At 71.6% G+C, this 25,057-nt stretch carries 21 protein-coding genes; 5 read left to right on the forward strand and 16 right to left on the reverse strand.

The window, feature by feature from the left end; genetic code table 11:
- Positions 1–3: 3 nt before the first annotated feature.
- Together N6H00_RS38400 and N6H00_RS38405 are read right to left on the reverse strand one after the other, a co-directional pair.
- Positions 4–1,560 carry a carboxylesterase/lipase family protein gene (locus N6H00_RS38400; protein WP_268976520.1) on the reverse strand — a complete coding sequence of 519 codons (1,557 nt, stop codon included), beginning with the start codon at positions 1,558–1,560 and terminating at the stop codon, positions 4–6.
- 6 nt (positions 1,561–1,566) lie between these two features.
- Positions 1,567–2,862 (reverse strand): MFS transporter, encoded by a 1,296-nt coding sequence (locus N6H00_RS38405; RefSeq protein ID WP_268976521.1) that lies wholly within the window; start codon positions 2,860–2,862, stop codon positions 1,567–1,569.
- A gap of 136 nt (positions 2,863–2,998) precedes the next feature.
- Here N6H00_RS38405 and N6H00_RS38410 point away from each other — a divergent pair, with 136 nt between their 5' ends.
- Positions 2,999–3,934, forward strand: coding sequence for a LysR family transcriptional regulator (locus N6H00_RS38410; protein WP_268976522.1), 936 nt, complete (start codon positions 2,999–3,001; stop codon positions 3,932–3,934).
- A 64-nt stretch (positions 3,935–3,998) separates the two neighbouring features.
- Here the strand turns inward: N6H00_RS38410 and N6H00_RS38415 are convergent, their stop codons facing one another.
- Entirely contained in the window at positions 3,999–5,063 is a 1,065-nt protein-coding gene (locus N6H00_RS38415) for an aldo/keto reductase (RefSeq protein WP_268976523.1), read from the reverse strand.
- A 132-nt stretch (positions 5,064–5,195) separates the two neighbouring features.
- Between N6H00_RS38415 and N6H00_RS38420 the strand changes: the two genes are divergently transcribed.
- On the forward strand, positions 5,196–6,014 hold the full coding sequence (locus N6H00_RS38420) for a helix-turn-helix transcriptional regulator (RefSeq protein ID WP_268976524.1): 819 nt from the start codon (positions 5,196–5,198) through the stop codon (positions 6,012–6,014).
- Positions 6,015–6,063: 49 nt separating this feature from the next.
- Here N6H00_RS38420 and N6H00_RS38425 read toward each other — a convergent pair whose 3' ends face one another.
- The 13 genes from N6H00_RS38425 to N6H00_RS38485 all read right to left on the reverse strand — a co-directional run bounded on the left by N6H00_RS38425 (position 6,064) and on the right by N6H00_RS38485 (position 19,951).
- Positions 6,064–6,234 carry a hypothetical protein gene (locus N6H00_RS38425; protein WP_268976525.1) on the reverse strand — a complete coding sequence of 57 codons (171 nt, stop codon included), beginning with the start codon at positions 6,232–6,234 and terminating at the stop codon, positions 6,064–6,066.
- Entirely contained in the window at positions 6,213–6,797 is a 585-nt protein-coding gene (locus tag N6H00_RS38430; protein ID WP_268976526.1) for a hypothetical protein, read from the reverse strand. The genes N6H00_RS38425 and N6H00_RS38430 overlap by 22 nt, the downstream gene beginning before the upstream one ends.
- A gap of 179 nt (positions 6,798–6,976) precedes the next feature.
- Positions 6,977–8,248, reverse strand: coding sequence for a diaminobutyrate--2-oxoglutarate transaminase (ectB, locus tag N6H00_RS38435; RefSeq protein WP_268976527.1), 1,272 nt, complete (start codon positions 8,246–8,248; stop codon positions 6,977–6,979).
- Positions 8,249–8,318: 70 nt separating this feature from the next.
- Positions 8,319–10,199: a condensation domain-containing protein gene (locus N6H00_RS38440; protein ID WP_268976528.1), complete on the reverse strand. Its 1,881-nt coding sequence runs from the start codon at positions 10,197–10,199 to the stop codon at positions 8,319–8,321.
- Complete coding sequence (locus N6H00_RS38445) at positions 10,196–11,224, reverse strand: LLM class flavin-dependent oxidoreductase (protein ID WP_268976529.1); 1,029 nt, start codon at positions 11,222–11,224, stop codon at positions 10,196–10,198. The genes N6H00_RS38440 and N6H00_RS38445 overlap by 4 nt, the downstream gene beginning before the upstream one ends.
- A gap of 46 nt (positions 11,225–11,270) precedes the next feature.
- A complete protein-coding gene (locus N6H00_RS38450; RefSeq protein ID WP_268976530.1) occupies positions 11,271–12,038 on the reverse strand; it encodes a class I SAM-dependent methyltransferase in 768 nt (255 codons plus the stop codon).
- A gap of 49 nt (positions 12,039–12,087) precedes the next feature.
- Positions 12,088–12,978, reverse strand: a complete 891-nt coding sequence (locus N6H00_RS38455) for a hypothetical protein (protein WP_268976531.1) — start codon at positions 12,976–12,978, stop codon at positions 12,088–12,090.
- 26 nt (positions 12,979–13,004) lie between these two features.
- Positions 13,005–14,213 (reverse strand): cytochrome P450, encoded by a 1,209-nt coding sequence (locus N6H00_RS38460; protein ID WP_268976532.1) that lies wholly within the window; start codon positions 14,211–14,213, stop codon positions 13,005–13,007.
- Positions 14,210–15,529 (reverse strand): aminotransferase-like domain-containing protein, encoded by a 1,320-nt coding sequence (locus N6H00_RS38465; protein WP_268976533.1) that lies wholly within the window; start codon positions 15,527–15,529, stop codon positions 14,210–14,212. Before N6H00_RS38465 ends, N6H00_RS38460 begins: the two co-directional genes overlap by 4 nt.
- An 11-nt stretch (positions 15,530–15,540) precedes the next feature.
- Entirely contained in the window at positions 15,541–16,869 is a 1,329-nt protein-coding gene (dpgC, locus tag N6H00_RS38470; RefSeq protein WP_268976534.1) for a (3,5-dihydroxyphenyl)acetyl-CoA 1,2-dioxygenase DpgC, read from the reverse strand.
- A complete protein-coding gene (gene dpgB, locus N6H00_RS38475) occupies positions 16,866–17,618 on the reverse strand; it encodes an enoyl-CoA-hydratase DpgB (protein ID WP_268976535.1) in 753 nt (250 codons plus the stop codon). The genes dpgC and dpgB overlap by 4 nt, the downstream gene beginning before the upstream one ends.
- Before the next feature lie 14 nt (positions 17,619–17,632).
- Complete coding sequence (gene dpgA, locus N6H00_RS38480) at positions 17,633–18,766, reverse strand: 3,5-dihydroxyphenylacetyl-CoA synthase DpgA (protein ID WP_268976536.1); 1,134 nt, start codon at positions 18,764–18,766, stop codon at positions 17,633–17,635.
- A 36-nt stretch (positions 18,767–18,802) separates the two neighbouring features.
- Positions 18,803–19,951 carry a glycine amidinotransferase gene (locus tag N6H00_RS38485; RefSeq protein ID WP_268976537.1) on the reverse strand — a complete coding sequence of 383 codons (1,149 nt, stop codon included), beginning with the start codon at positions 19,949–19,951 and terminating at the stop codon, positions 18,803–18,805.
- A gap of 470 nt (positions 19,952–20,421) precedes the next feature.
- Between N6H00_RS38485 and N6H00_RS38490 the strand changes: the two genes are divergently transcribed.
- The 3 genes from N6H00_RS38490 to N6H00_RS38500 are packed head-to-tail and all read left to right on the forward strand — an operon-like array spanning position 20,422 to position 25,036.
- On the forward strand, positions 20,422–21,465 hold the full coding sequence (locus tag N6H00_RS38490) for a methyltransferase (RefSeq protein ID WP_268976538.1): 1,044 nt from the start codon (positions 20,422–20,424) through the stop codon (positions 21,463–21,465).
- A 59-nt stretch (positions 21,466–21,524) separates the two neighbouring features.
- Positions 21,525–23,225, forward strand: a complete 1,701-nt coding sequence (locus tag N6H00_RS38495) for an ABC transporter transmembrane domain-containing protein (RefSeq protein WP_268976539.1) — start codon at positions 21,525–21,527, stop codon at positions 23,223–23,225.
- Entirely contained in the window at positions 23,222–25,036 is a 1,815-nt protein-coding gene (locus N6H00_RS38500) for an ABC transporter ATP-binding protein (RefSeq protein ID WP_268976540.1), read from the forward strand. Before N6H00_RS38495 ends, N6H00_RS38500 begins: the two co-directional genes overlap by 4 nt.
- The last annotated feature ends 21 nt before the right edge of the window (positions 25,037–25,057 follow it).

A 25,057-nucleotide genomic window follows, 5' to 3' on the forward strand; every position in this document is an offset into this window, starting at 1 on the left:
CCGTCAGGGGCGGGAGCCCGCCGTGTGGGCGCCGCTGGGCAGGGGGTGGCGAAGACGCTCCCACAGCTGTCGTGTGGCGGCTCCCGGATCCGCGTGTGTTCGGGGGGCGCCGTCGCCCCACCGCATGACCAGGCGCCGGTCGGCGTAAGGCGGCCAGGGTGGCAGCGTCCCGCCGGGCCCGCCGTCGCCGTCGGGGCGGCCGGTGCGGGCGAAGGAGACCCACGCCCCGCGCAGAGCGTCGGAGAGTTCCCGCGGGGCGTCGGGGCCGGCGAGCGGGTCGGATAGGTTGCCGAATACGAAGCCGATCTCCGCCATGTGGCAGGCGCCGAGGGCACCGTCAAGGACGGGAGAGGGCCGTGCGAACTCGTACACGAAGGTGTCCGCTCCGTGTGCGGCACGGGCCTCGGCCACCCGGAGGGCCGGGATCCGGTAGGCGTGGTCGCTCAGGGCCGCGGACAGCAGGTCGCCCGGGGTCGCACCGGGGTGCGCCGCCGCGTACGTCCCGCGCGCCTCGACGGGGTCCAGCCCGAAGCCGGCCAGGAAACCGTGCAGCACCTCGTCCGTGATCCGCGGACCGATCCCCAGAGGAACGAGGAAGAGGCGGAACTCATCGCTGGTGGTGCCGGTGAGCAGGTCGATGTCCCGACCCACTCCGCCGGCGAGCGCGTCGATCGGACGCTCGGGGAGGGTGGTTCCGTCGACGACGGGCAGCACGGTGGTGCCGCCGCCCGCCGACTCGCCCCACTGACCGGGGTCGGTGGCCTGCGCGATGTCCCGGCCCAGGGCGCCGTCGGCGGCGACGAGCCGCACGGGCGGTACGGCGGCCAGGCCCTCGCGCGTCGGCTCCGCACCGGCGAGGGCGGCCAGCCGCTCGGTGACCCGCCGGGCGATGTCCTCGGGATGGCTGTGGTGCCCGGCGCCGCTCTGCGTGATCGCACGGCGGAACAGTCCCCGGGCCCGCGGCATGGTCAGGAGCGCGGTGATGCTGATGGCGCCGGCGGACTGCCCGAAGACGGTGACGTTGTCCGGATCGCCGCCGAAGCCGGCGATGTTCTCACGGACCCATTCCAGTGCGGCGATCTGGTCGAGGAGGCCGAGGTTGGACGTACCGTCGGGCAGCAGGAGGAATCCTTCCGCGCCGAGCCGGTAGTTGAGGGTCACGCACACGACGCCCTCGGCGGCGAGCCGCGCGCCGTCGTAGGAGGGCAGGGAACCGGCGCCGTTACGGAACGCGCCGCCGTGGATCCAGACCATGACCGGAAGCCGTCCCCCGGTGCGGCCCGGTGCCGGCGTCCACACGTTCACGCTCAGGCAGTCCTCGCCAGGCTCCACGGCTTCTTCCAGGAGCGAAGCCATCGCGGGGAGATAACCGGGCTGGGGCGCGGACGGACCGGGGACGAACGCGTCGCGCACCCCCGTCCACGGTTCCGGTGGTTCCGGGGGCCGCAGGCGCCGTGGGCCGAAAGGCGCTGCCGCGTAGGGAACGCCCATGAACGCCGTGACGACCTCCCCCCGGCGTCCGCGGACCCGACCTGCTGTTGTGGAGACGGTGACGTGCATGAACCCTCATCGACGTGATGACTTGTGATCCGCATCCTCTCCGTGCGCTCGACGGGCGGACAACGTGTTTTCCGGCGGTTCCGGCTCGTGTAGCGGTGTCCGGCCCGGTCGGGGAAGCAGGAGCGGGGTGGCCAGGATGAGCAGTCCCGCGACCGCGAGAGCGGTGCGTGGGCTGGTGACGTCGGCGAGCAGCCCGCCGAGCGCGGTGAGGACGGCGATGGCCGCCTGCTGGCCGATCGACCAGGCCGACAGGGTACGGGCGACGAGATGCTCGGGGGTGTGTTCGAGCCGGTAGGTGGCGAGCACCGGGGTGTACAGGCTCATGTTGATGATGATCGCCAGCTCGACGGCGATCACGGTGACGAGGCCGACGACACCGGGACGGACGAAGGCCAGGCCGATCAGCCAGATGGCGCGCAGGGTGCCGACGGTCCGGAAGACCGCCTGCCGGCCGTAGCGGGCCACGACACGGCGGGCCAGCCGCGAGCCGATGAGCCCGCCGACACAGGGGGCGGCGAAGGCGAGGCCGTACTGCCAGGGTGGGAACCCGAGCCGGCGGAGCAGGAGCACGGCCAGCAGCGGCTCGGTGGCCATGATCAGACCCGCGACGAGCATGTTGTTGAGGTAGAGCGCCCGCAGCCCGGGGTGGCCCATGATGTGTCGCCAGCCGTCGAGCAACGCGCCCGCCCGGACCGGGCCTTCGCCGGTCGGTCGCGGCGCTTCCTCCCGGTCGTGGATCGCGGCCAGGCCCAGCGCGGAGAGCAGATAGCTGAGCGCGTCGGCCACCACGGTGGTGACCGGACCGAACAGGCCGATCGCCGCCCCGCCCAGTGGTGGCCCGACCGCGATGGAACTCCAGTTCGTGGACTCCAGCCGCGCGTTGGCCACGAGCAGGTCATCCGGCCGGACGAGGGCCTTGAGGTAGGCGCCGCCGGCCGCGTTGAAGGCGATCTTGGCCGCGGCGACCAGGGCCGAGATCACCAGCAGCTGGACGAAACCGAGCCAGCCGAAGGCGTAGGCGACCGGGATCGTCGCCATGAGCGCGAACCGGGTCACATCCATCACGATCATGACCGGGCGCTTGCGCCGGAACTCCACCCACGGCGCGAGTGGCACCGCGATCAGCGCGCCCACCGCGGGCCCCACCGCGGACAGCGCGGACACCTCAGCGGGGCCGGCACCCAACACCAGCACGGCGATCAGCGGCAAGGCCCCGAACCCCAGCCCGGACCCATAGGCGCTCACCGCGTAGGCCGCCCACAGCCAGCCGAACCGCCGGCCCAACGATCTCCTGCCCACCATGCTCAGCGCCCCTTGACGTCCCACCCGGACACACCGCCGTTGACCGGTGAGAGCTAAGCGAGCGGCACAACAGCAGGTCAAACAACTGACCCGGCACCCAGCCACAACCATCCGTTGTTCACTAAGGTGGATCGGCGTGGATCTCGAGGCAGTACGCACCTTCGTCGCCGTCGCGGAAGCGGGCCAGTTCCAGAAAGCCGCCGCCGACCTGTCGATCACCCAGCAGGCCGTCTCCAAACGCATCGCGGCGCTGGAGCGCACCCTCGGTGTGCGGCTGTTCACCCGCGCCCCCCGCGGCGCCGAGCCCACCATCGACGGGCAGGCGTTCCTGCCCCACGCACGCGAGCTGCTGCGCGTCGCCGAGCGCGCGGTCGCCTCCGTGCGCATCGGCCACCGCCCGCTGCGTGTCGACGTGATCGCCTCGCGCAGCGCGCAGTCGAGCCTGATGCGCGGCTTCCACCACGCGCACCCCGAGATCGCCCTCGACGTGGTGATGCTGTTCGACATCGAGACGGCCATCGCCGCCATCCGGTCCGGTACGGTCGACGCGACCTTCCGTGCCGTCGCCGCGCCCGGCCGGCCCCTTCCCGAGGACATCGAGTCCGTCCGCGTGCTCGACGAGCCGCTCCAGCTCCTCACCGGCCCCGCCCACGCGCTGGCGGGTGCCCGGTCGGTGCCCCTCGCCGAGCTCACCGGGCACCGGATCTGGATGCCCGGCATCGTCCCCGGTACCGAGTGGGCCGCCTACTACGACGACCTCGTCGCCGCGTTCGGCCTCACCATCGAGGCGACCGGCCCCAACTTCGGCTCCGACGTGCTCCTCGACACCATCGCCGACACCCCGGCCCTGGCCACCTTCATGAGCGAGCACACCCGCCTGGTCTGGCCCGCCGGCCACGGTCTGCGCCGCATCCCGGTGACCGACCCGACGCCCGTCTACCCGCACTCGCTCCTGTGGCACCGCGACAACCGCCACCCAGCGCTGGCCACCCTCCGCACCCACCTCGCCACCGCGGCGGCCGGCCACGACGCCGCCGGGACCTGGAGGCCGGGCTGGGTGCTCCCGCGCTGAACGCCGACGGCGCCGCGATCAGGACCAACGGCCTCCCCGGTCCCGAGGTGGTGCCGATCGGGTATCAGCGGCGTGCCTCGATCTTCAGGTCACCCGCGGTCACATTGCGGATGTGGTCACTGGCGAGCATGTCGTGCGGAAAGCCGAGTCCGATCGCGCTGGCCTCGTCGAGGCGGGCCAGTTGGGCTGCGGTGAAGTCGACCTCCAGGGCGCCCAGATTGTCCTCCAGTTGCGCGGGGGTGCGGGCGCCGATGATCGGCGTCGTCACGCCCGGATTCCGCAGGGTCCAGGCCAGCCCGACCTGGGCGGGTGTGCGGCCCAGATCCGTGGCGACCTCCTTCACCACATCAGCGATGGCAAGGTTGCGTTCCGTGAGCGTGCCCAAGGCGAGGTTGAAGCTCTTGCGCGTGCCGTCGTCGGATGCGGCGTTCGTCGCGGTCAGGTCGGCGCGGCTGTACTTGCCGGTGAGCACCCCGCCGGCCAGGGGGGAATACGGGACCACACCCAGCCCCATCTCGCGTGCCATGGGGATCAGGTCACGTTCCCCGGTACGTTCGATCAGGCTGTATTCGATCTGTAGCGCGACCAGCGGCGACCAGCCGCGCAGGTCGGCGATCGTCTGCATGCGCGACACCTGCCAGGCCGGGGTGTTGCAGATCGCCACGTACAAGACCTTGCCCTGCCGGACCAGATCGTCCATGCCGCGCAGGATCTCCTCGACCGGTGTCGTGAAGTCCCACACGTGCAGGTAGAGCAGATCGATGTAGTCCGTACCGAGCTGTCGCAGACTCGCTTCCACCGAAGCGAACAGGCTCTTGCGGTGACCGCCCCCGGAATTCGGGTCGCCGGGCCGGCGCAGCGTCGTGTATTTCGTTGCCAGCACCAGGCTTTCGCGCTGGTCGCGGGCGAATTCACCCAGCAGGCGCTCGGAGCTGCCCTGGGTATAGGTGTTGGCGGTGTCGATGAAGTTGCCGCCTCGCTCGACGTAGAGGTCGAACAGCTTGCGTGCCTCGTCCTGCTCGGCTCCCCAGCCCCAATCGGTGCCGAAGGTCGCCGCGCCCAGGGCCAGCGGTGAGACCCGCAGCCCGGAGCGGCCCAGCAGCCGGTAGGTGTCGAGGGTGAGTGACATCGTGTCCTCCTGCGCTCGTGATCCGTTGTCGAGAACAAGCCTGTGACCGCCGCGAGCCGGGGGTAAGGGAAAGAGGTTCCTGGGAACGCCGGTCCTACCCTGGCTGTTGGAACGGGCATGATGACCCACACCGTGAACGCAACACAGGAGCTGGCCGCGTTCCTGCGGAACCGGCGCGAACGGCTGGACCCGGGCGACCTCGGTCTGCCGTCGCGTCGGCAGACCCGGCGGACCCCGGGGCTGCGCCGCGAAGAGGTCGCTGAACTGGCCGGGGTCAGCGTCGACTACATCGTGCGGCTGGAACAGGGCCGTGGGCTGCGGCCCTCAGCGGACGTGGTGGAGGCGCTGGCACGGGCGCTGCGCCTGACCCCCGTCGAACGCGCCTACCTCTTCGACCTGGCCCAGCAGCGCCCCCGCGACGCCGGCGAGCCCGCCACCGTTGCGGCGCCGCCGCTGGCCCGGCTGGTCGCCGACCTGTCGCCGCTGCCGGCCATGCTGGTGAACCACCGGTACGACATCCTGGCCTGGAACCGCGAAATGGCGAGGCTGTTGCTGGATTTCGGCACCCTGCCTCCGTCGCAGCGCAACGCGATGTGGCTGTGCCTGAGGCATCCGGAGATACGCGGGTTCTACGCCGACCGGGAACGTGTGGTGCGGGAGGGGATCGCCCACCTGCGCGCTGCCTGGGCCGCGTATCCGGAGGACCGGGCGTTGACCGACCTCATCGCCGAATGCATGACTCATGACGCGGAATTCGCGCGATGGTGGGCCGAGCGGGACATCAAGGTCAACGGCCGCGGACACAAGGTGATGCGGCATCCTGACGCCGGTGTGATCGCAGTGCATTCCGAAGTGCTCATGCCACTTCAAGATCCGGATCAGCGGTTGCTGATCTTCCGCGCCGCGGACGAGGAGAGCCAGTCGGCGTTGGACCGGCTGTGCGCACGGTGATCTCTAACCGGTTCCGGTGCGCGATCCTCCGCAGGCAAGGGCGCCGGGCCTATTCCGGTCCTGCTTGGGCGAGGCCGACGAGGGCTTCGGCCTCGCCGGGGTCGAAGCGGGTGGGCCCGTGCCAGTGGAGCAGGAGGATGGTGGCGTCGTCAGCGAGGTGTCCGTGGTGGTAGCCGAGGATGCTGTGGATGAGCCGGCTCAGGGTTTCGGGAATCGACATGCCCAGGTCGGTACCGAGGGGTGGGCCGGGGTCGCACAGCAGGTGGGTGTTGCGGCGGCCGGGGCGGAAGAACGCACCAGCCGGGCATAGGAGTCGCTGAGCGCGCGTTTGCTGACCACGATCAGGCCGACCAGGTCCGCGAGGGCTTGCAGGTCGGCAAGTGTCTGCATGTCGCCGTCCTGGCTGGTCACCCCCAGCACGCCGAGCCGCTCGGCGCCGTGCCGCAGCGGTACCCACCACCGGCGCGCCGTCGCGGTGGCCTGCGACGCCGGGGGGTCAGGGCCCGGTGGCTCGGGCTGGACCAGTCCCAGCTGGCAGGCGCGGCCCGCTGTGGTTCCCTCGATCCGCAGCTCGGCGGACCGGCCGCCGGCATCCGCTCCGGCGTCCGGACCGCGGCCGGTGAGCAGGAACAGGAGGTCCTGCTGGAGGTCGGACACATAGATGAGCACATCGCGCAGGCCCACGGCCCCGGCGTGCTGGGACACGTACGCCGGTAGCTGTTCGATGCTGGTCATGTGACTGTCGGCAAGGATGTTGCGCATCATCCGGCTGCAGTCGGTCACCCCGGCCATGATCACGCCTTCTCCCGGTTTTCGGCGGAAGATCCCGACAACCCGTCCGGTCCACCGGGCGCCGTGCGCCAGTATCGGATGCCGGGGAACCTTCGTGTGCGACACCCGGTCCGGAGGCGTTCGCACCAGCGAGCCGGTACGGCACTCAGCCCTCCCCCGTCGGCCCCGGTTCAGCGGGTCTCGGACACGGCTCGGGCCAGGATGCGCAGTCCCTCCTGCGTCTCGTCGGCCGTGATGGTGAGCGCGGGCAGCAGTTTCACCACCTCGCCGTGCACGCCCGACGTCTCGACCAGCAGGCCGAGTTCGAAGGCGCGCCGGCTCACCCGCGCGGCGCGGCCTCTGTCGTGGAACTCCAGCCCCCACACCAGTCCGCGCCCCCGATAGGCCTTGACCTCGGCGGGGTGTTCCGCCGCGATCGCGGCCAGCGCATCCTCGACCAGCCGGCCGCCGGCCCGGGTCTGCTTCTCCATGGCGGTGGCGTCCGTCCAGTACGTCCTCAGGGCAGCGGTCGCGGTGACGAAGGCGGGGTTGTTGCCGCGGAAGGTGCCGTTGTGCTCGCCGGGCTCCCAGACATCCAGCTCGGACCGGAACAGGCACAGCGACATGGGCAGGCCGTAGCCGCTGATGGACTTCGAGACGGTCACGATGTCCGGGACGATCCCCGCGTCCTCGAAGGAGAAGAAGGCTCCGGTACGGCCGCAGCCCATCTGAATGTCGTCGACGATGAGCAGTACGCCGTGGCGGAGACACAACTCGGCCAGGGTGGACAGCCATGCGGGACGCGCGACGTTGACGCCACCCTCGCCCTGCACGGTCTCGACGATCACCGCGGCCGGCCGGTCGAGACCTGATCCGGGATCGTCGAGCAGTTTCTCGAACCACGAGAAGTCCTCTGCCGCACCGCCGAGATAGTGGTCGAACGGCATCGTCGTGACGTGGGGGAGCGGCACACCGGCCCCGGCCCGCTTGAAGGCGTTCCCGGTGACCGCGAGGGCCCCCAGGGACATGCCGTGGAAGGCGTTGGTGAACGACACCACCGTCGCGCGGCCCGTCACCTTGCGCGCCAGCTTCAGCGCCGCCTCGACGGCGTTGGCACCGGTCGGGCCCGGGAACATCACCTTGTACGGCAGGCCGCGGGGGTGCAGTACCAGCTCCTGGAACGTGCGCAGGAAGGCGCGTTTGGCGACGGTGGCCATGTCCAGACCGTGGGTGACACCGTCGCGTTCCAGGTAGTCGGCCAGGGCACGCTTGAGCACCGGGTTGTTGTGGCCGTAGTTGAGCGACCCGGCTCCGGCGAAGAAATCGAGGTAGGCGCGGCCGTTCTCGTCGTACATACGGCTGCCCCGTGCGCGGTCGAAGACGGTGGGCCAGGCACGGCAGTAACTGCGGACCGCCGATTCGAGGCTTTCGAAGGTGCTGAGGTCTGGCTGGCTGGTGGTCACCACGGTTGTCCTCTTCGGTGAGGGCGGAGCGCGGAATCGAGGGGAGCGGAGGACGGGCGGGGAGCGGGCCTCACCCCGTATGCGCCTGCTCCGCGCGGACCAGGGACCGGGCCAGGGAGCGGAGGGTGCGGGGGGTGTCGAAGTGGCCGAACGTCAGCCCCGTCAGACCGCGTCGCCGCAGGCTCTCCACCAGTGCGGGAGCGAGGATGACCCGGCCGCCGGCGTCCGCGTAGGTGGGGGCCAGGTCCGTCAGCGGGGTGCCGTGGGTCTCCTGGAAGGCGAGGGCGAGTTCGCGTTCGGACTCGGTGACGGGTGGGAGCACGGGCAGGACGTCCGCGGGTGCCCAGGATTCGTCCACGTCGAGGTCCGCGACGCCGGGACCGACACCGCGGCCCGCCGAGCCCTCGATGAGCCGGTAGCGGCGCGGCAGGACCAGGGCCACCGCCTCGTGCAGCCGGGTGAGGAGATGCTCGTGGACGTCGTACAGCGTGGACCGGGCGCCAAGGGACACCTGGGCGACGACCTCCTCGCCCTCGACCAGGACGTGTGCCGCGTGGACCCCCGGACACGAGGCCACCGCCTCCCGCACCGCGTCCGTGTCCACCCATACGCCGCCCACCAGACGGGCCGTGGTGACGACACCGAAGTCCGCGGGCAGCAGCGCGCCCGCCGTCGCCAGTGGCGCGTCCGGCTCCCGGGCGACCCGCTCCAGGAAGCGGGGGAGGAGGTCACCCATACGGTGCACCACCGAGGCGGGGACCATGGTGGTGTCCACGTCGAAGTCGACCACCAGGTCATCGTCGTCGACGTTGATCCACACGATGTTCAGCCAGTGTGTGTCCACCGGACGCCACGCGTCCTCGCGCGTCCACCGCACGCCCTCCTGCGCCTCCGCCCCGGCCGGCGGCGGCTGCGAGGGGCCCTGGTAGTTGAAGTACAGGGGGCGCACGGCGGACACGCCCCGTTCGGCCGCGAGCCGTAGCCGTGCCTCCGCCGGGCGGGGCCCGGACCCGACCTCGGCTCCGTAGGACCGCAGCGTGGCCGCGGAGGCGGCCTTGAGGGACTCCCGGAAGCTCGCCGACTCGTCGAACTCCAGCAGGCTGTCCATCATCCGCGAGACACAGTCGATGCTGTCGTCCCCGGGCATCCGGTTGCCGATGGTGCTACAGCACAGGACGCGGGGGAGTCCCGCGTGGCGGGCGAAGAGCCACGCGATGGCGTGGGTCAGCACCAGCGTCCGGGAGACGCCGTCGCGCCGGCAGATGTCGTCGACGAGCCGCAGCAGCCCCGTGTAGGACACCGACGACATGAGGAAGCGGGACCCCGACGGCTTCTCGGCGGCCGACGGGAGGACCGCCTGCGGTACGAGGGCCGCCGGGTCGGTGCGGTGCGGATCGTCCCGGCCGGTGGACGCCGACCGGTCCTCCTTCGCCCGGCGGTCCAGGGGATGGGTGATGCGCAGGGCGGGGCGCCGGCCCGCGCACAGGTCCAGGAACTGCTGCCGCAGATTGCGCAGTCCTGACCCGTCCGTGACGATGTGCTCGAAGACGAAGCCCACCGAGCGGACCTCGCCACCGCGCGTGAACAGCCGCACGCTCCACGGCGGACGCGGGAAGACCGAACCGCCGACCAGGGGATGCACCCCGGCCGTCCGGAACTCCTCCCGCGACGACTCGTCGGCCACCGACAGCGGCAGCCGCACGTCCGCCGGATCGAACACCACCTGGACCGGCAGATGGTCCGGCCCCAGCAGGAAGGCCGTCCGCAGCACCTCGAACCGCTCCACCAGAGCCGTGAAGGCGTTCCGGGCGGTGTCCACGTCGATACCGGGCGGCAGGTCCCACCACTTCGACCAGGCGATGTCGTACTCGCCCTGCTCCCGCCAGTACAGCCGCAGCCACCAGCGTTCCTGGGACCGCGTGAGCCGACCGCTGCGCACCACACGGCTCATTCGTTCTCCTCTCCGCGTCCGGGCCGGACCGTGTGCCGGCGCGCCGCCTCGAAGGCCCGGTTGATGTCCTCGTGGTCCGTCTCGTACGAGCCGTTCAGCAGTACGTGCTCGACACCTGCCGTGAGATAGGCGCCGAGCCGGGCGCCGACGTCCTCGTGGGACCCCACGAGGAACGGCGCGCTCGCCCGCCCGTTGCGGAACGCGCCCAGCCAGTACGGGTCGGGCACCTTCGAGGCATCGGGCGCGGACTCCTCGGCCACCGCCCGCGTCGCCAGCTGCCGCGACCAGTTGTTCTGCGACAGTGTCTTCAGCAGCGTCTCCTGGCGCCCTCGCCAGGTCTCGGGGAAGCGGTCCCGGGCCGTGCGCCAGGCCTCCAGCGGATCGGACCGGGCGATGACCCCGATCCGGATGCCGAAGGTACCGCGGTAGCCGTCGGCCAACAGCGGTTTCAGAAAGTCCCGTTCCCACTCCGGGTACGGGGCGGGATGGGTGATGACGACGTCCGCGACCTCCTTGGCCACCCGGAGGCTCGCCGGAGAGGACCCTGCCACGAAGAGCAGGCACCGCGCCAGGACCTCGGGCCGCGGCTCCAGCCGGAACCTCTCGTACCGGTAGTGCGGCCCCTCCTCGCTGACCTCCTCGCCGGCGAGCAGGCCCCGCAGCACCCTGCCGTACACCAGGAGCCGCTGGTAGCGCTCGTCGTGGCCGAGCAGGTCACCGGTGCTGCGCAGTTCGTCCTCGCGGGCTCCGGCCACGAGGTTGAAGTGCAGCGGGCGGCCGTAGAGCGTCGCATACGCCGAGGCCATGGCCGCCGCCGTGTGCGGGGGGAGGGACGACGGCTGCACGGCGATCAGCGGCAGCAGCCGGTCCGTGACCGAACCCAGGTAGGCGGCGACCACCCAGGGGTCCACCTCGTGCAGGTTGTGCGGGACCAGCACGCCCGACCAGCCGGCCCGCTCGTACCCGGCGGCGGCCCGCGTCAGCCGGGTCCGGAAGTCTTCGTCGAACTCCTCGATGGGGCTCATGGATTCGGGAGTCACGGAGTAGATGTGCACGATCGCCTCGCTGTGGTCAGCCGGCGTCGAGGACGCCTGTGGGGTCGTTGCTGTTGCCCTGCGGGCGAAGGTCCTCCGGGTCGACGTAGTCGCGGGTCCGGCGGATCAGCGTGGTGCTGTTCTGCCCGAACCGGTGGGGCTCGCGCAGGTTGAGCATCTCCAGGCGGCCGTTGTCGCGGGCCCGCAGGGACTCCAGGTAGCGCAGGACCGCCCGGCCCTCGGGATACGTCATCAGGTAGTGCGCGGCGAACACGCCGCCCGCCGGGTCGAGGAGGTCCCAGTACTCGCGGACGAAGGCCAGCGTGTCCCAGGTGTCGATCCAGGCGAAGTCCAGCAGTCCGACCGCCTCCCGCACCCGCCCGCTGGAGCCCCGCAGGTCACCCTCGATGACCTCGCACACGCCGGTGAGTTCCAGTTCCTCCAGCACCTTCCAGGCACGGGGCGCCGACGACGCGGTGTCCGTCATACGGTCGACGCAGACCAGGCGCGGCTCGTACGGCTGGTCGTAGTAGGCGGCGTGCGCGAGCGGCTGGACCTCCTGGCCCTCCGCCGTGCCCAGCAGCGCCTTCTCCGCCTCGTACGCCTCCTTGTTGTCGCGCAGTGCTCGGGCGAGGAACGGGGTGGTATAGCCCATGCCCACTTCCAGGACCCGCTGCGGGCGCAGGGTGCGGACGAGCCAGTAGAGCAGGGGCGCGGTGGAGTCGGTGCACATCTCCGGCACCTGGAGGGACCTCACCGTCGCGGTGAACCGGTCGTCGAGGGCGGGGGCGGGATGGCTGAGCACGGGATCCTCCGTGGAGAGTCGGCGGCTGGTTCGGTGCGCGGGCGGCCGGTCACAGCCGTCTGAACGCGATGGCCGAGCAGGTGTGGGGCCCGAAGACGGCCGTGAGCAGAACATCCCCGGCGGCGAGAGCACCGGCGGCCGCCCGGCGGCCCACGGTGAGGAGGGGGTCCGCGGAGAAGCAGTGGCCGATGTCGGTGACGGGTCCGAGGGACAGCCGGCCGGCGGGGACGCCGAGCGCGGCGGTCAGGAACCTCTGCGCGGTGGGGCGGTAGTTGGGCAGCACGACCTGGGTGACGTCCTCCCAGGTGAGACCGGAGACGTCCAGGAGCGCGGCCACGCTGTCCGAGGCGAGCCGGGCCGTCGTCAGGACGCCCTGCCGTGCCGGGTCGTCATCGGGCCGTACCGCGGTCCGGCCGGCCACCGCCTCGACCCGCAGGACCGGGCCCGCGGCGGGCGGCCGCCGGGTGAGCAGACAGGCCGCGGCGCCGTCGCTGAACACCGACAGGCCGCTGGCCATCACCCGGCGCCCGGCGCGGGCCCGGTCCGCGAGCACGAGCAGCACCCGCTCGTACCGGCCCGTCGCCAGCAGCGCCGACGCGGTCTCCAGCGCGGGCGCCAGGTTGCCGCAGTCGCGGCCGGACAGGGCGAGGTGCTCGGCCGCCGGCAGGCGCAGCCGTTGGCCGAGCCGGGCCAGGGAGGCAGCGGTGTCGGGGTCGTTCTCGCTGACGTAGACGATGAGGTCGGGCGGGTGCGGAGAGTGCGAGAGGGTCTGTTCGGCCGCGTCGGCGGCCAGTTCCCAGATGTCCCGGGAGCTTTCCCTGAAGTGCGCGATCTCCTCGATCAGCGCGGTCAGACCGGTGTCGACCGAGGTGGCCAGCTCGGACACCTTACGGGGCTCGCCGAGGGCCTCGCCGACCGCTGAGAGGTAGGTTTTGTCCATGCGCTCCTGCCGTGTGTGCCGGGTCGTCACCAGGTCACGGGGAGGTGGTGCACCCCGTAGAAACCCATGTCGCCGGAGAGCGGCACCTCGTCCCGGGGGACCGCCAGGGCCAGCGTGGGGAACCGCTGGAACAGCGCCGGGAGGGCGACGCGCAGCTCCATCCGGGCGAGGTTCTGGCCGACGCACTGGTGGATGCCGAAGCCGAACGCCATGTGGCCCTGGGCGTGGCGGCCGACGTCCAGTTCGTCGGGCCGGTCGAACTGCGCCGGGTCGCGGTTGGCGGCGGGCAGCGAGACCGTGACCGACTCGCCCTTGCGCAGCACCTGCCCGGCCAGTTCCACGTCCTCCAGCGGGGTGCGGGGTACCCCGAAGTGGAAGATGGTCAGATAGCGCAGGAGTTCCTCCACCGCGCCGTCCGAGAGTGAGGGGTCGGCCCTGAACCGGTCGAGCTGGCCGGGATGACTCAGCAGTGCGAACGTGCTCAGGCTCAGGGAGCCGGCGGTCGTCTCGTGCCCTGCCGTCAGCAGCAGCACGCCCAGGCCCGCGATCTCCCCGGTGGTCAGCGTGCCGTCCCGCACCAGCTGGCTGAGCAGGTCGTCCGCCGGGTGGCCGCGCCGGTACTCGGTGAGGTCCCGCAGCAGTCCGTCGAGCCGGTCCATGGCGGCCGACGCCTCCTCAAAGGACGCGTCGAGCCGGAACAGGGTGGCGCTGTCGTGCTGGAAGGAGGCCCGCTCCCCGTACGGCACGCCGAGCAGTTCGCAGATGACCAGCGAGGGCACGGGCAGCGCGAACGACGCGACGAGGTCGGCCGGGGGACCGGAGCGGCCCAGCGCGTCGAGGTGGTCCTCCACCAGACGCTCGACGCGCGGTTGCAGGTCCTTCATCCGGCGCATGGTGAACCGGCCCGTCAACAGGCGGCGGATCCGCGTGTGCTGCGGCGGGTCCATGTCGACCAGCCAGCCCGGCAGCGCGGGCGCGCCGAAGAAGGGGGCGATGCCGGGCCGGGACACCGGGGCCCGTTTCGTCTCCGAGCTCGCGCTGAACCGCTGGTCGGACAGGACGGTCCGGGCCAGCGCGTGGCTTGTCACCAGCCAGCCGGTGTGCCCGTCCGGGTAGCGCATCCGGCGCAGTCCGCCGCCGGTGCGGTAGGCGGCGAGTTCGGGCGGCGGGTCGAAGGGGTTCTCCCGCACCGTGGGGTGCGGGACCGGCGGGTGCGGGGGGACGGTCCATGTCATGCGCTCACCTCGTTCCTCAGGAAGTCGGCCAGTCTGCGCACCCCGGTCTCGATCTGACGGGGGTCCAGGTAACTGCAGGACAGCCGCAACTGGTCGGCGCCCGCCTCGGTCAGGTGGAACGGTGCCATCGGCGTCCACAGCACTCCGTAGCGGGCCGCCGAGGTCTCCAGGAGGGCGGTGTCCACCCGGACCGGCAGCCGCATCAGGACGAAGAACCCGCCCTCCGGCCGGTTGACGTGGATGCCGTCGGCGGGCCCGAGGTCGAGGTGCCGGTCCAGGGCGTCCGTGAGCAGCCGCAGGTTGCGCCGGTACAACTCGGCCTTGCGGCGGCCCAGTTCCCGCAGGGAGCCGCCGTGCTCCAGCAGCATCCCGCCGACCACTGCCTGTGTCAGCGGGGAGGTGTTGACGGTCACCACGCTCTTGACGGCGGCCAGTTCGTCCGCGAGCAGGACACTCCCGGCGGAGGTGGCGACGGGCTGGTCGGCGACCACGTAGCCGACGCGGGCCCCGGGGAAGCCCACCTTGGCGAAGGTGCCGATGTGCACCACGCGCCGGCCGGGGTCCTCGGCCTTCAGCGGCGGCAGCGCGTCATGCGGTGCCGCGGTGAACCCGTAGGCGTTGTCCTCCAGGACGAGGAAGTCCTCCCGCTCGGCCAGCGCGAGCAGCCGACGCCGGTTCACCGGTGGCATCCGGCTGCCGGCGGGGTTGGCGAAGTCGGGGGCGACATAGCAGGCACGGATCCGTCCGCCGGCCCGGCGTGCCGCCGCGCACTCCGCGGCGAGCGCGGCGAGGTCGAGTCCGTCGTGGGTCTCCTCGACGCCGATGACCTCGATATCGAGGAGGCGTGCGGCGCCGACGATCCCGACGAAGGAGGGGCTGGCGACGGCGAGCCGGTCGGTGGCGGATCCGAACAGGGCGCGCAGCGTGAGCAGCATGGCCTCCTGGGCACCGACGGTGATGACCAGCGCGCGGTCGGGAACATCGATACCGTGGTCCCGGCGCAGGGCCGCGGCCACGATGTCATTGACCAGTCCCCGGCTCGGCCCGTACTCGTACAGCGCGCGGCGGGCGTCGCGCGGCTTCAGACCACGCTCCTGGACGAGGTGGTCGAGGAATCGGTCGACGTAAGCCCGCGGCTCCACGTCGGTCAGAAGGTCCGGGTGCGGGGCTCCGGGAGCGAAGGAGATCGCGTCCGGGTAGCGGCTCATCACCTCGTTGAGGAAGCCGATCGAGCGGAGCACGGGATCGTCGAGCGAGCCGTGCAGCCCGTCGAGTTCCCGCACGGGGGGCGGGGCGGGGCGGTCGGTGCGTGCCATGTCGTACCTCGTCACCGGGAGAGGGAGCGCTGCCAGCGCCGTTCGACCTTGTCGAGGACGTCCTGGCTGTGGATGCGGCGGGCCTGCACGACCGCGAACTCGGCCAGGTAGGTGCGGAAGAGGTCCAGCGGCTCCTCCGCCAGCGCCAGCATGCGCCGGTTCGCGGCCACCGCCGGGGTGCTCAGCTCGCGTACCGCGCGCTCCACCGCCTCGTCCATGGCCTCGGCGGGCACCACCTCGTCACACAGCAGCGCCGCCTCGGGGTCGGTGGCGCGGATCCGCCGCCCGGAGAGCACCACCTGACGGGCCAGCCTGGCGCCGGTGAGCCGGCTGAGCCGCAGATTGCCCAGGCCGGGCACGATGCCCTCCTCGGCGGCCGGCAGGCTCAGGAACGCGTCGGTCTCCACGATCACCCGGTCCAGCACCAGCAGCACCTGCATGCCACCGCCGATGGCGAACGTGTCGACCGCGCCGACCCACGGCTTCTGCACGGTGCGCGTCGACCAGGCGGCGGCCGGGTCGGTGAGCAGTCCGCGCTGCATCTTGTGCAGGTAGCCCAGCTCGCGGCCGAGGAGGAAACCGGCGAAGGAGATCGTCCCGTTGCGCAGGTCCTTGAGGTTGATGCCGGCGCTGAAGACACGCCGGCCTTGGTACTTCGGATGGTCCACCGGGCCCCCGCGCACCACCCCGACCCGCACCTGGTCGTCCAACAGGACCAGGTCGGTGGCGACTTCCAGGTCGGCGATCAGCCGGTCGTCCTCGGCGTTGAGACAGTGCGCGTTGCGGAAGGTCACATGGGCGGCCGTGCCCGCTCGTTCCACCGTCACCGAGGGCAGCGCGAGGTGCCCCGTCTCCCGGAAGGCGGCGAGGGCGTCCAGGGAGCGCGGGGTGGGCAGCAGCATCGCGTCGATCAGATGGGCGCCCACGGCGGGTGAGCGCAGCAGCGCCCCGCACAGGATCGCCTGGTCGATCGCCCGCCCCTCCCGGTGTGCCTGGATCAGCCCGGCCTCGGCGTCCAGTTGGGCGCGGGTGGGCGCCAGACCGGGAAACCGCTCGGCCGCCGTGTCGAGCAGCTCCGGCAGGCGCACATACCGGCCACGGTGGTCGGTGAGGACGTCGTAGACCGCTTCGGTGTGCAGGGCCAGGAAGGCGCGGCGGGCGTCCCGGGCCGCTTCCAGGAGCACGTCGGCATGGCGCTGTTGCCGCGCGTCGCGCACCGCCTTGGCGGGCAGCGCCGACAGTTCCGCGTCGGCCGAGGCGGTCAGGCGCTCCAACGTCACCGTGTCGTCGGCGAGTACGGAGGTGAAGGGCGGGCGCTGTGGCCGCGCGGGGGCGTTCACGCGGACACCTGCCCGGTGGGCGGTACGGGGTCCGAGCCCGAGGGCCGCGCGGGACCGGGGGCGGCGCTCAGTCGGCGTAACTCCCGGTCGCAGGCGGCCAGATGGATGCCCAGCGCGTCGTCGTAGTCCGCCGTCGAGGACTCCAGGACGAGCTGGCGGCGGACGGCGAGTTCCGGGTCGGAGATGCGGCCCATGAGGACGGTGGCCGTGTGCAGGGCCTCGGTGAGGTCGTCGCCGGCCTGGTCGATCAGTCCCAGGTCGAGGGCGGTGCCCAGGGAGATGTCGTTGCCCCACAGCACGATCTGCCGGGCTCGGCCGGCGCCGAGCTGGTGCACCAGCCGGTGCAGGGCCATGCCTGGCCAGATGTGCCCGTCGTTGACCGGAAGCATCAGCAGCAGGTCCCGGGCCGCTATGCGGAAGTCGGTCGCCAGCAGCAGGTCGAGGGCGGGTCCTCCGCAGGCGCCTTCGGCCAGCGCGATGGTCATGGCGGGCAGCCGTTCCAGCCGGCGCACCGCCCGCTCCCAGCGGTTGACCTCCCGGATGGAGACCTGGCCGGGCCAGGCCCGTGAGTCCGATGCCGTCGCCGCGAACCGCAGGACGACCACGGTCCGTTCGGACCGGTCCTCCACCGCGTCGCAGGTGGCGTTCACGGTGTCGGTCAGGCCGGTCAGCGACTGGGTGCCGTCGATCTCGGCCAACAGGCCCAGTCCGTCGGGCAGCCGGGCCGGGCCCGCAGTGCTTCGTGTCACCGCTCTTCCTTTCGTCACCAGCGCACCAGAGCCGTCTCGATGGTGGAACCGGGCCCCATGGTCATGAGGACCCCGAGCTCGCCGGGCGCCACTCGGCCCTCGGCGGCCAGCCGTTCGTAGGAGAACAGGAACGAACCGCTCGACAGATTGCCGTGGTCGCGCAGAACGCCCGTGGTGTGCCGCACGTCCGCGCGGGACAGGCCGAGGTTGGCGCGGACGGAGTCGACGACCTTCTTGCCCCCCGAGTGGATGATCCAGTGCGCCACGTCCGAGCGGCGCACACCGGTGCCGTTCAGCAGCCGGCCGACCGCCGCCTCGGCGTGCGCGCCCACGACGTACGGCACCTCGGGGTCGAGGTAGAAGCTGAACTTGCCGTGGTCCTCGTCCCAGTCGTAGCGCATGGCGCCGACGGCCTCGGGGATGATGCGGCTGGAGAAGCGCAGCAGGGCGGGTCCTCCTCCGGCCGCGGTTCCCGGTCCCGCCTCCTGGCCGCCGTCCCCGTCATGGCGTACCGCCACGGCCGCGGCGCCGTCCCCGAAGAGGCTGTTGACCACGGACGACCGCATGGTCCCGTCGAACACGTACGCCGCCGAGCACGCTTCCACACAGACCATGAGCGCCAGCTCACCGGGGTGGGCGCGGGCCCACCCCGCGACGGCCGTCAGCGCGTTGAGCCCGGCGTTGCAGCCCATGCCGACGACGTCGAGGCGCGAGCAGTGGCGATCCAGGCCCAGCTCCTTGATGAACAGAGCGGAGAAGCCGGGGGTGAGGAATCCGGTGGAGGTGACGCAGCACAGATACCCGACGTCGGCGAGGTCGGCGCCGGCCGCGCGCAGACAGCCCTCGATCGCCTCGCGGCCCATGGCCAGTCCTAAGCCGAGGTGTTTGCCGAGCAACTCGCCCTGGGTCTCGACGGCGCGTTCCCCCGTCGGCTTCAGGGGCGGCAGGACCAGGCCGCGGCGCTCGATCGCGCTGTTGAGGAACACGGACCGAACCCGGGGATCGCTGATCCCGAACGCGTCCAGGACCTCCTGTTGGGTGTACGTGGTGGCGGGCACGGCCGTTCCCACCCCGCGCAGACGCGGAGCGGCGGCGGCCAGGTCGTCCAGGGATGAACCCGGGTTCTCCCGCAGGGCACTGTCCAGCATGTACATCACCGTTCCTTCGGCCGGCGGCCGGCCCGGTCAGTCGAGGTAGTCCTCCGGGCCGCCCTCGCGGACGGTGTCGAGGGTGAAGCAGTGGAAGCCGCCGCCGAACAGGCGCCGGTGCCGGTGGCGGACGGGAACCACGGTGAAGCCGTGCCGCTCCAGCTCGCGTATCAGCTCCGGGCACGCCTCGTTGACCAGGACGGTGTCGGGGGACACCGACAGCACGTTGAGGTCGATGAACTTGCTGGTGAGGATCAGATCGTCGTCGTCGTACCGCGGGAAGTTGTCGCTCTCCGGTGCCGGCGGGACGATCAGATCCCATGTGCGCAGCTGCTCGGGCAGCTTCTCCGCCACCGCCTCGGAGCGCACCAGCAGCGTTCCGGGCCGCAGTGCCAGCACCATGCTGTCGATGTGGCTGTCACTGAGCTGGTGCACCCGGTGGATGCGGAACCTGCCTTCCAGATGGCGCTCCAGCCAGTCGCAGCCCAGGGCGTGGTTGGCCGTGGAGACGTTGACGACGATGTCGCGGCCGAGCCGCAGACACTGCGCGCCGTCGAACATCATCTCGTAGCCGACGTCGTAGGGGGAGGGGCGCGGATCCTCGATGGGCTCGGTGGGGCCGCCGGCCGTGCTGGCGCGCACGTACGACAGGTCGAAGGAGGCGTCCGTCATCAAGGGGCGCGGCATCACCGTCCACGCGGCGCCCTGCCGGAAGTACTCCTGGAAAACCGGGTGGAGGAACTGCGTTTCGAAGTAGCGCGACCGGATCATGGGGGGCGTCTCGATGATCTCGTCGCCCGCGATCAGTGTGTTGTCGCGGATGTTCAGGGGCGGCACCACCGACGCCTCCCAGGCCGGGGTGCGCACCTGGACCGTGGTCGGCGCGATGTCCAACGGGCGGTGCACGGTGACCGCGAGTGATTCCAGCGCTTTGGCGATGCCTTCCAGGTCCTCGTTCAGTTCATCCACATACCGCTGCTTGATGGGCTGGGACCCGGACCGGGGCGCCGTTCCGGCGGTGAGTCGCGGATAGTACCACTCGGAGCGCGAGTTGTTGTCGCCCGCGATGTTGTCGTGGAAGAACAGGTCGAAGGAGAGTTCGCGTTGATGCGACGTGTAATTCTGCGCGGATCCTACGATCGCTTCTTTGAGCGGAGACCATTCGTCGAAGCTGTTCAACTGCATCGTGGGGTTCCTCCGTGGGGGTGAGCCCGGCCGGAAGGCAGTCCGAAGCGCGCCGATGAAATGCGGCGGTTCTCTCGGAGGTCGTCTTCCCCGGCGAGGCGTATGGCTGAGCCCTCACTGATCGTCCAGCGGCTCCCGGCTCTCCCGATGCGGTGCCCAACGGGCCGCTGACAAGCAGACTGTGACACCCAATCAGGTGATCCTCGAGCCTGTCCAGGAATCCGTGACCCTGTACACATTGCTGTAACGAAATTGCAGACACATGCGGATGAGCTAGATCATTTTGATGGGCGTCGAGATTCTTTGCGGGAGTGCGAATAAAAGGTTTCTGTATGTGGAAACGATCCGCTGGTGGGTTCATGCTCGGCGGGCGATGTGGACACTGATCGGTCAGCACTGCATGCTGGACTCGTCGGCGGTCCCGACCGAAATTGCTGTGCGGTATTCCAGGAAGGAACACGCGAGCCCCCATGAGTTCCTTACGCGAAGACGACCCCGTCTATGAGCGCTTCCGATTCCTCGTCAATGCACCGGCGCTGTTCAACGCGGTCGCCACGGCCGCCGAACTCGATGTGTTCGCCCTCCTCGCCACGTCGCCCGGCGCGACCTTCGAGGAGATCGGCGCCGAGGTCCCCGTACCGGCCCACCAGTTGCGCGTCCTGCTCCAGGCGGTGTGCGCGACCGGTCTGCTGGAGAAGGAGGACGGGCGGTACCGCAACTCGCCGGTCGCCGCGGAACTCCTCGCCCCCGACACCCCTGACAGCTGGCGCCACATCCTGCTCGGCTGGAAGGAGGTCTACTACCCCGCCTTCGCCCGTATGACCGAGGCGCTGCGTGCCGGCCGCAACGTGGCGCTGGACGACCATCCCGGCGACGAACCCACCCTGTATCAGCGGCTGTCCCACAACCCCGAGCTGGAAGCCGTCTTCCACCGCGCCATGAGCGCCTTCACACTCCGCTCCGCCGACGCGCTCGTCGACCGCCCGGAGCTGGCCGGCGTCCGTCACCTGCTCGACGTCGGGGGAGGCGACGGCACGACGTCCCTGCGGCTCGCCGCCCGCTATCCCCGACTGCGACTGACCGTCTTCGACATGCCCAGCGTCTCCGCACTCGCGCGCGACAACACCGCCCCCGATGTGAGCGACCGGGTCCGCACCCACCCCGGGGACATCTTCGCCGACGTCTTCCCCGAAGGCGCCGACGCCGTCCTGTTCAGCCATGTGCTGGAGATCTTCGCCGAGGAGCAGATCGTCCACCTGCTCCGCAAGGCGTACGACGCGCTGCCCTCGGGCGGCCGGGTCTTCGTCTACGGCTTCAACGTCTCCGACGACGAGACCTCCGGTCTCTTCTCCGCCCGCCTCGGCCTGTATTTCAACGTGCTGGCGAGCGGCCAGGGCATGGCCTACCCGGCCAAGGACTATGAGACCTGGCTGCGGCGGGTGGGTTTCACCGAGGTGCGTACCATCGGCGGCCTGCCCTACGAGCACGGCCTCACCCTGGGCACCAAGAGCTAACGACCACCACCGTGTACGCCGCTCGGTGGGGCGGCACACGGCCCTACGCAGGGGACGTCATGCGTCATTTTCCCGAACCCGACCCGGGCCGCCCCTCGGTGGGCTCCGCCCGCGCCTACGTACTGTGGCTGGCCGGCCGGCACCGCGCCCCGGCCCTGCTGGCCACCCTCTACGGCGTGGTGTGCACCCTCGCCCAGGCACTGGTGCCCGCCACGGTGGGCGTCGCCATCGACCAGGGACTGGTCGACCGGGACCGGCGGGCACTTGTGCTGTGGAGCGCCGCCGTCCTCGGCCTCGGCATCGTCCAGGCGATCAGCGGCACCCTGCGGGACCGCTGCTCCCTGACGAACCGTCTGGGCGGCGCCTACCGCACGATGCAGCTCGTCACCGCCAAGGCGGTCGACCTCGGCGCGGAGCTGCCCCGCCGGGTCTCGTCGGGATCCGTGGTGAGCGTCGGCGCCACCGACATCGCCCAGATCGGGGCGGCGCTGGAGAGCACCGCCCGCGGCGGAGGCGCCGTCGTCTCCATCGTCGCCGTCGCCGTCCTCATGCTCACCGCCTCCTGGCAGCTCGGTCTGGTCGCCCTGGTGGGCGTGCCGCTCATCGCCTGGGCCGTCACCCGTCTGATGCGCCTGCTCCACGACCGCCAGCACGACCTGCGTGACCAGCAGGGCGCCCTCACCGACCTGTCCGTGGACATCGTCGAGGGGCTCAGGGTGCTGCGGGGCATCGGCGGCGAGGACGTCTTCGCCGCCCGGTACCGCGAACGCTCCCAGCGGGTACGGCAGGAGGCCGTCCGGGTCGCCTCGGTCGAGGCCCTCGCCGCACTCGGCCGGACCCTGCTGCCCGGACTGCTGACCACGGCCATCGTCTGGCTCGGCGCCCACTACGTCGGCACCGGCCGGCTCGGCCCCGGCGACCTGGTCGCCTTCTACGGCTACGCCGTCTTCCTCGCCGAGCAACTGCGCCGCGCCACCACCACCGTCGACCAGCTCACCCGGGCCCTCGTCAGCGCCCGTCGGGTCGTGGAGTTCCTCGCCCTGGAACGCACCACACCCTCCGGGGACCGGGCCCTGGCCACCGAGGGGGACCTGCACGACCCCGACGCCGGGCTGACCGTCCCCGACGGCCGGTTCGTCGCCGTGGTGTGCGCTGAGAGCGGGGACGCCCATCGCCTCGCCGACCGCCTCGGCGGCTACCTGCCCGCCCCCGTCACCTACGGCGACGTCCCGCTCGCCGCCGCGCCGCCCGACGAGGTGCGCGGCCGCATCCTCGTCGTGGACCATGCGTTCCGGCTCTTCTCCGGCCGCCTGGGCCGGGAACTCGACCCCGACGGACGCCTCACGGACGACGCCGGCCGGCTGGAGCGCGTTCTCGACACCGCCTCCGCCCGCGACATCGTCGACGCGCTGCCCGACGGCCTGGACCACGAGGGCTCGGGGGGCCGCGAGTTCTCCGGCGGCGAGCAGCAGCGCCTGCACCTGGCACGGGCGTTGATCAGGGACCCGAAGGTACTGATCCTCGTCGATCCGACCAGCGCGCTCGACGCCCACACCGAGGGCCGTATCGCCGACCGCCTGGGCGCGTATCGCGAGGGACGGACCACCCTCCTGTTCACCACCAGCCCGCTGCTCCTCGACCGGGCCGAACTCGTCCTGTACGTGGAGGACGGCCGGGTCACGGCCCGGGGCAGCCACGACGAGCTGCTCGCGGACGCCCGCTACCGTGCCGTCGTCACCCGAGAGGTGGCCGTGGCATGACCGCTCTGCCCGTCGCCTCCTCGGCCGAAGTCCGCGCCCGCGCCCGTCGGCTGATGGCCAGGCACCCGCGCGAGCTGACCGGTTCGCTCGCCCTGCACGCCCTGGCCGCCATCGCGGGCCTGGTGGCGCCCCAGCTCCTGGGGCGACTGGTCCAGAACGCCGGGAACGACCCGGACTCCATCACCCCGGCCGTGCTGCTGATCTGCGTGGCCGTCGTCGCGCAGTCGTTCTTCACCTGGCTGGCGATCCCCGCCTCGCTGCGGCTGGCCGAGAAGGTTCTCGCCGACCTGCGGGAGGAGTTCATCGACCGGGTGCTCGAACTGCCCCCGCACACCGTGGAGAAGGAGGGGACCGGCGAACTGGTCACCCGCACCACCCGGGACGTCGACGTGCTGGCGACCACCGTCCGCCTCGCCGTCCCCGACACGCTGGTGGCCTTCTCCACGGTCCTGCTCACCCTCGGCGCCATCGTCCTGACCTCCCCCGTCCTCGTCCTGCCCTGCCTGGTGGCCGTCCCGGTGCTGTGGATCTCCACCCGCTGGTACCTGCGCCGGGCCCGCGCCGGGTATCTGCGGGCCGGCGCCTCCTACGCGCGGCTCACCGGCGGACTCGGCGAGACCGTCGACGGCGCCCGCACCGTCGACGCGCTGCGACTGGGCCCACACCGGCTGCGCAGGGTCGCGGAGGACATCGCCGAGTCCTACGCGGCGGAACGCCGCACCCTGTACCTGCGCAGCGTCTACCTGCCCATCGCGGACACCGCGTACATGCTGCCCCTGGTGGCGACCCTGCTGATCGGCGGGCTGCTCCACCTCGACGGCCGGGTGGACCTCGCGGCCGTGACCGCGGTCAGTCTGTATGCGCAGCAGATCATCGGGCCGGTGGACCGGCTGCTGTTCTGGATGGACGAACTCCAGGTGGGCGGAGCGTCGTTCGCGCGCATTCTCGGTGTGCACGAGGCCGCGGGGGAGCGGCGGCCGGAGAGCGGCACACCGGCCTCGCAGGACACCGGCGAGACGGACATCGTCCTCAAGGGTGTACGGCACGCCTACCGAGAGGGCCAGGACGTCCTGCACGGCATCGACCTGGTCGTGGCACCCGGTGAGCGGGTCGCCGTCGTCGGTCCGTCCGGCGCGGGCAAGAGCACGCTGGGCCGACTGCTCGCCGGGGTCCACGCGCCGAGGACGGGCAGCGTGTCCATCGGCGGCACCGACCTGCGCGACCTCCCCCTGGACCAACTCCGCGGCAGCATCGTCCTCGTCACCCAGGAACACCACGTCTTCCGAGGCACCCTCCGCGACAACCTCCTCATCGCCCGCCCCGCCGCCGACGACGACGCACTGCGGGCGGCTCTGACCGCCGTCGGCGCCTGGGAGTGGGCCGCCGGACTCGGACTGGACGCCGAGGTCGGCTCGGGCGCCCACGCCCTCGCCCCGGGCCAGGCCCAGCACCTCGCACTCGCCCGGCTGGTCCTCGCCGACCCGCGGGCCGTCGTCCTGGACGAGGCGACCTCCCTCCTGACGCCGCACACCGCCCGCCGCCTCGAGCGGTCGCTGGCCACGGTGCTGGAGGGCCGCACCGTCGTCGCGATGGCCCACCGCCTGCACACGGCGCACGACGCGGACCGGGTCGTGGTCATGGAGGACGGCCGCATCACGGAGGACGGCAGCCACGACGACCTGGTGCGACGCGGGGGTGCCTACGCACGCCTGTGGCACTCCTGGCACGGGGACCGGCATCCGCCCAGGGCGGAAGCGGAGGGCGCACCGGTGCCAAAGACCCGGAACCGGACGACACGCCCCGGCGGCTGAGCCCCCGGCGGCGCGCCGCTC

The organism is Streptomyces sp. S465 (assembly GCF_026898115.1).
GTDB lineage: Bacteria > Actinomycetota > Actinomycetes > Streptomycetales > Streptomycetaceae > Streptomyces > Streptomyces luomodiensis.

Coding starts and splice junctions, on each gene's coding strand:
- N6H00_RS38485 (WP_268976537.1), bottom strand. CDS start 19,951: ATGCAGTTGAACAGCTTCGACGAATGGTCTCCGCTCAAAGAAGCGATC.
- N6H00_RS38400 (WP_268976520.1), bottom strand. CDS start 1,560: ATGCACGTCACCGTCTCCACAACAGCAGGTCGGGTCCGCGGACGCCGG.
- N6H00_RS38495 (WP_268976539.1), top strand. CDS start 21,525: ATGCGTCATTTTCCCGAACCCGACCCGGGCCGCCCCTCGGTGGGCTCC.
- N6H00_RS38460 (WP_268976532.1), bottom strand. CDS start 14,213: ATGACATGGACCGTCCCCCCGCACCCGCCGGTCCCGCACCCCACGGTG.
- dpgA (WP_268976536.1), bottom strand. CDS start 18,766: ATGCTGGACAGTGCCCTGCGGGAGAACCCGGGTTCATCCCTGGACGAC.
- N6H00_RS38440 (WP_268976528.1), bottom strand. CDS start 10,199: ATGAGCCGTGTGGTGCGCAGCGGTCGGCTCACGCGGTCCCAGGAACGC.
- N6H00_RS38425 (WP_268976525.1), bottom strand. CDS start 6,234: ATGTCGATTCCCGAAACCCTGAGCCGGCTCATCCACAGCATCCTCGGC.
- N6H00_RS38490 (WP_268976538.1), top strand. CDS start 20,422: ATGAGTTCCTTACGCGAAGACGACCCCGTCTATGAGCGCTTCCGATTC.
- N6H00_RS38455 (WP_268976531.1), bottom strand. CDS start 12,978: ATGGACAAAACCTACCTCTCAGCGGTCGGCGAGGCCCTCGGCGAGCCC.
- N6H00_RS38415 (WP_268976523.1), bottom strand. CDS start 5,063: ATGTCACTCACCCTCGACACCTACCGGCTGCTGGGCCGCTCCGGGCTG.
- N6H00_RS38465 (WP_268976533.1), bottom strand. CDS start 15,529: ATGGCACGCACCGACCGCCCCGCCCCGCCCCCCGTGCGGGAACTCGAC.
- N6H00_RS38500 (WP_268976540.1), top strand. CDS start 23,222: ATGACCGCTCTGCCCGTCGCCTCCTCGGCCGAAGTCCGCGCCCGCGCC.
- N6H00_RS38445 (WP_268976529.1), bottom strand. CDS start 11,224: ATGAGCCCCATCGAGGAGTTCGACGAAGACTTCCGGACCCGGCTGACG.
- N6H00_RS38405 (WP_268976521.1), bottom strand. CDS start 2,862: ATGGTGGGCAGGAGATCGTTGGGCCGGCGGTTCGGCTGGCTGTGGGCG.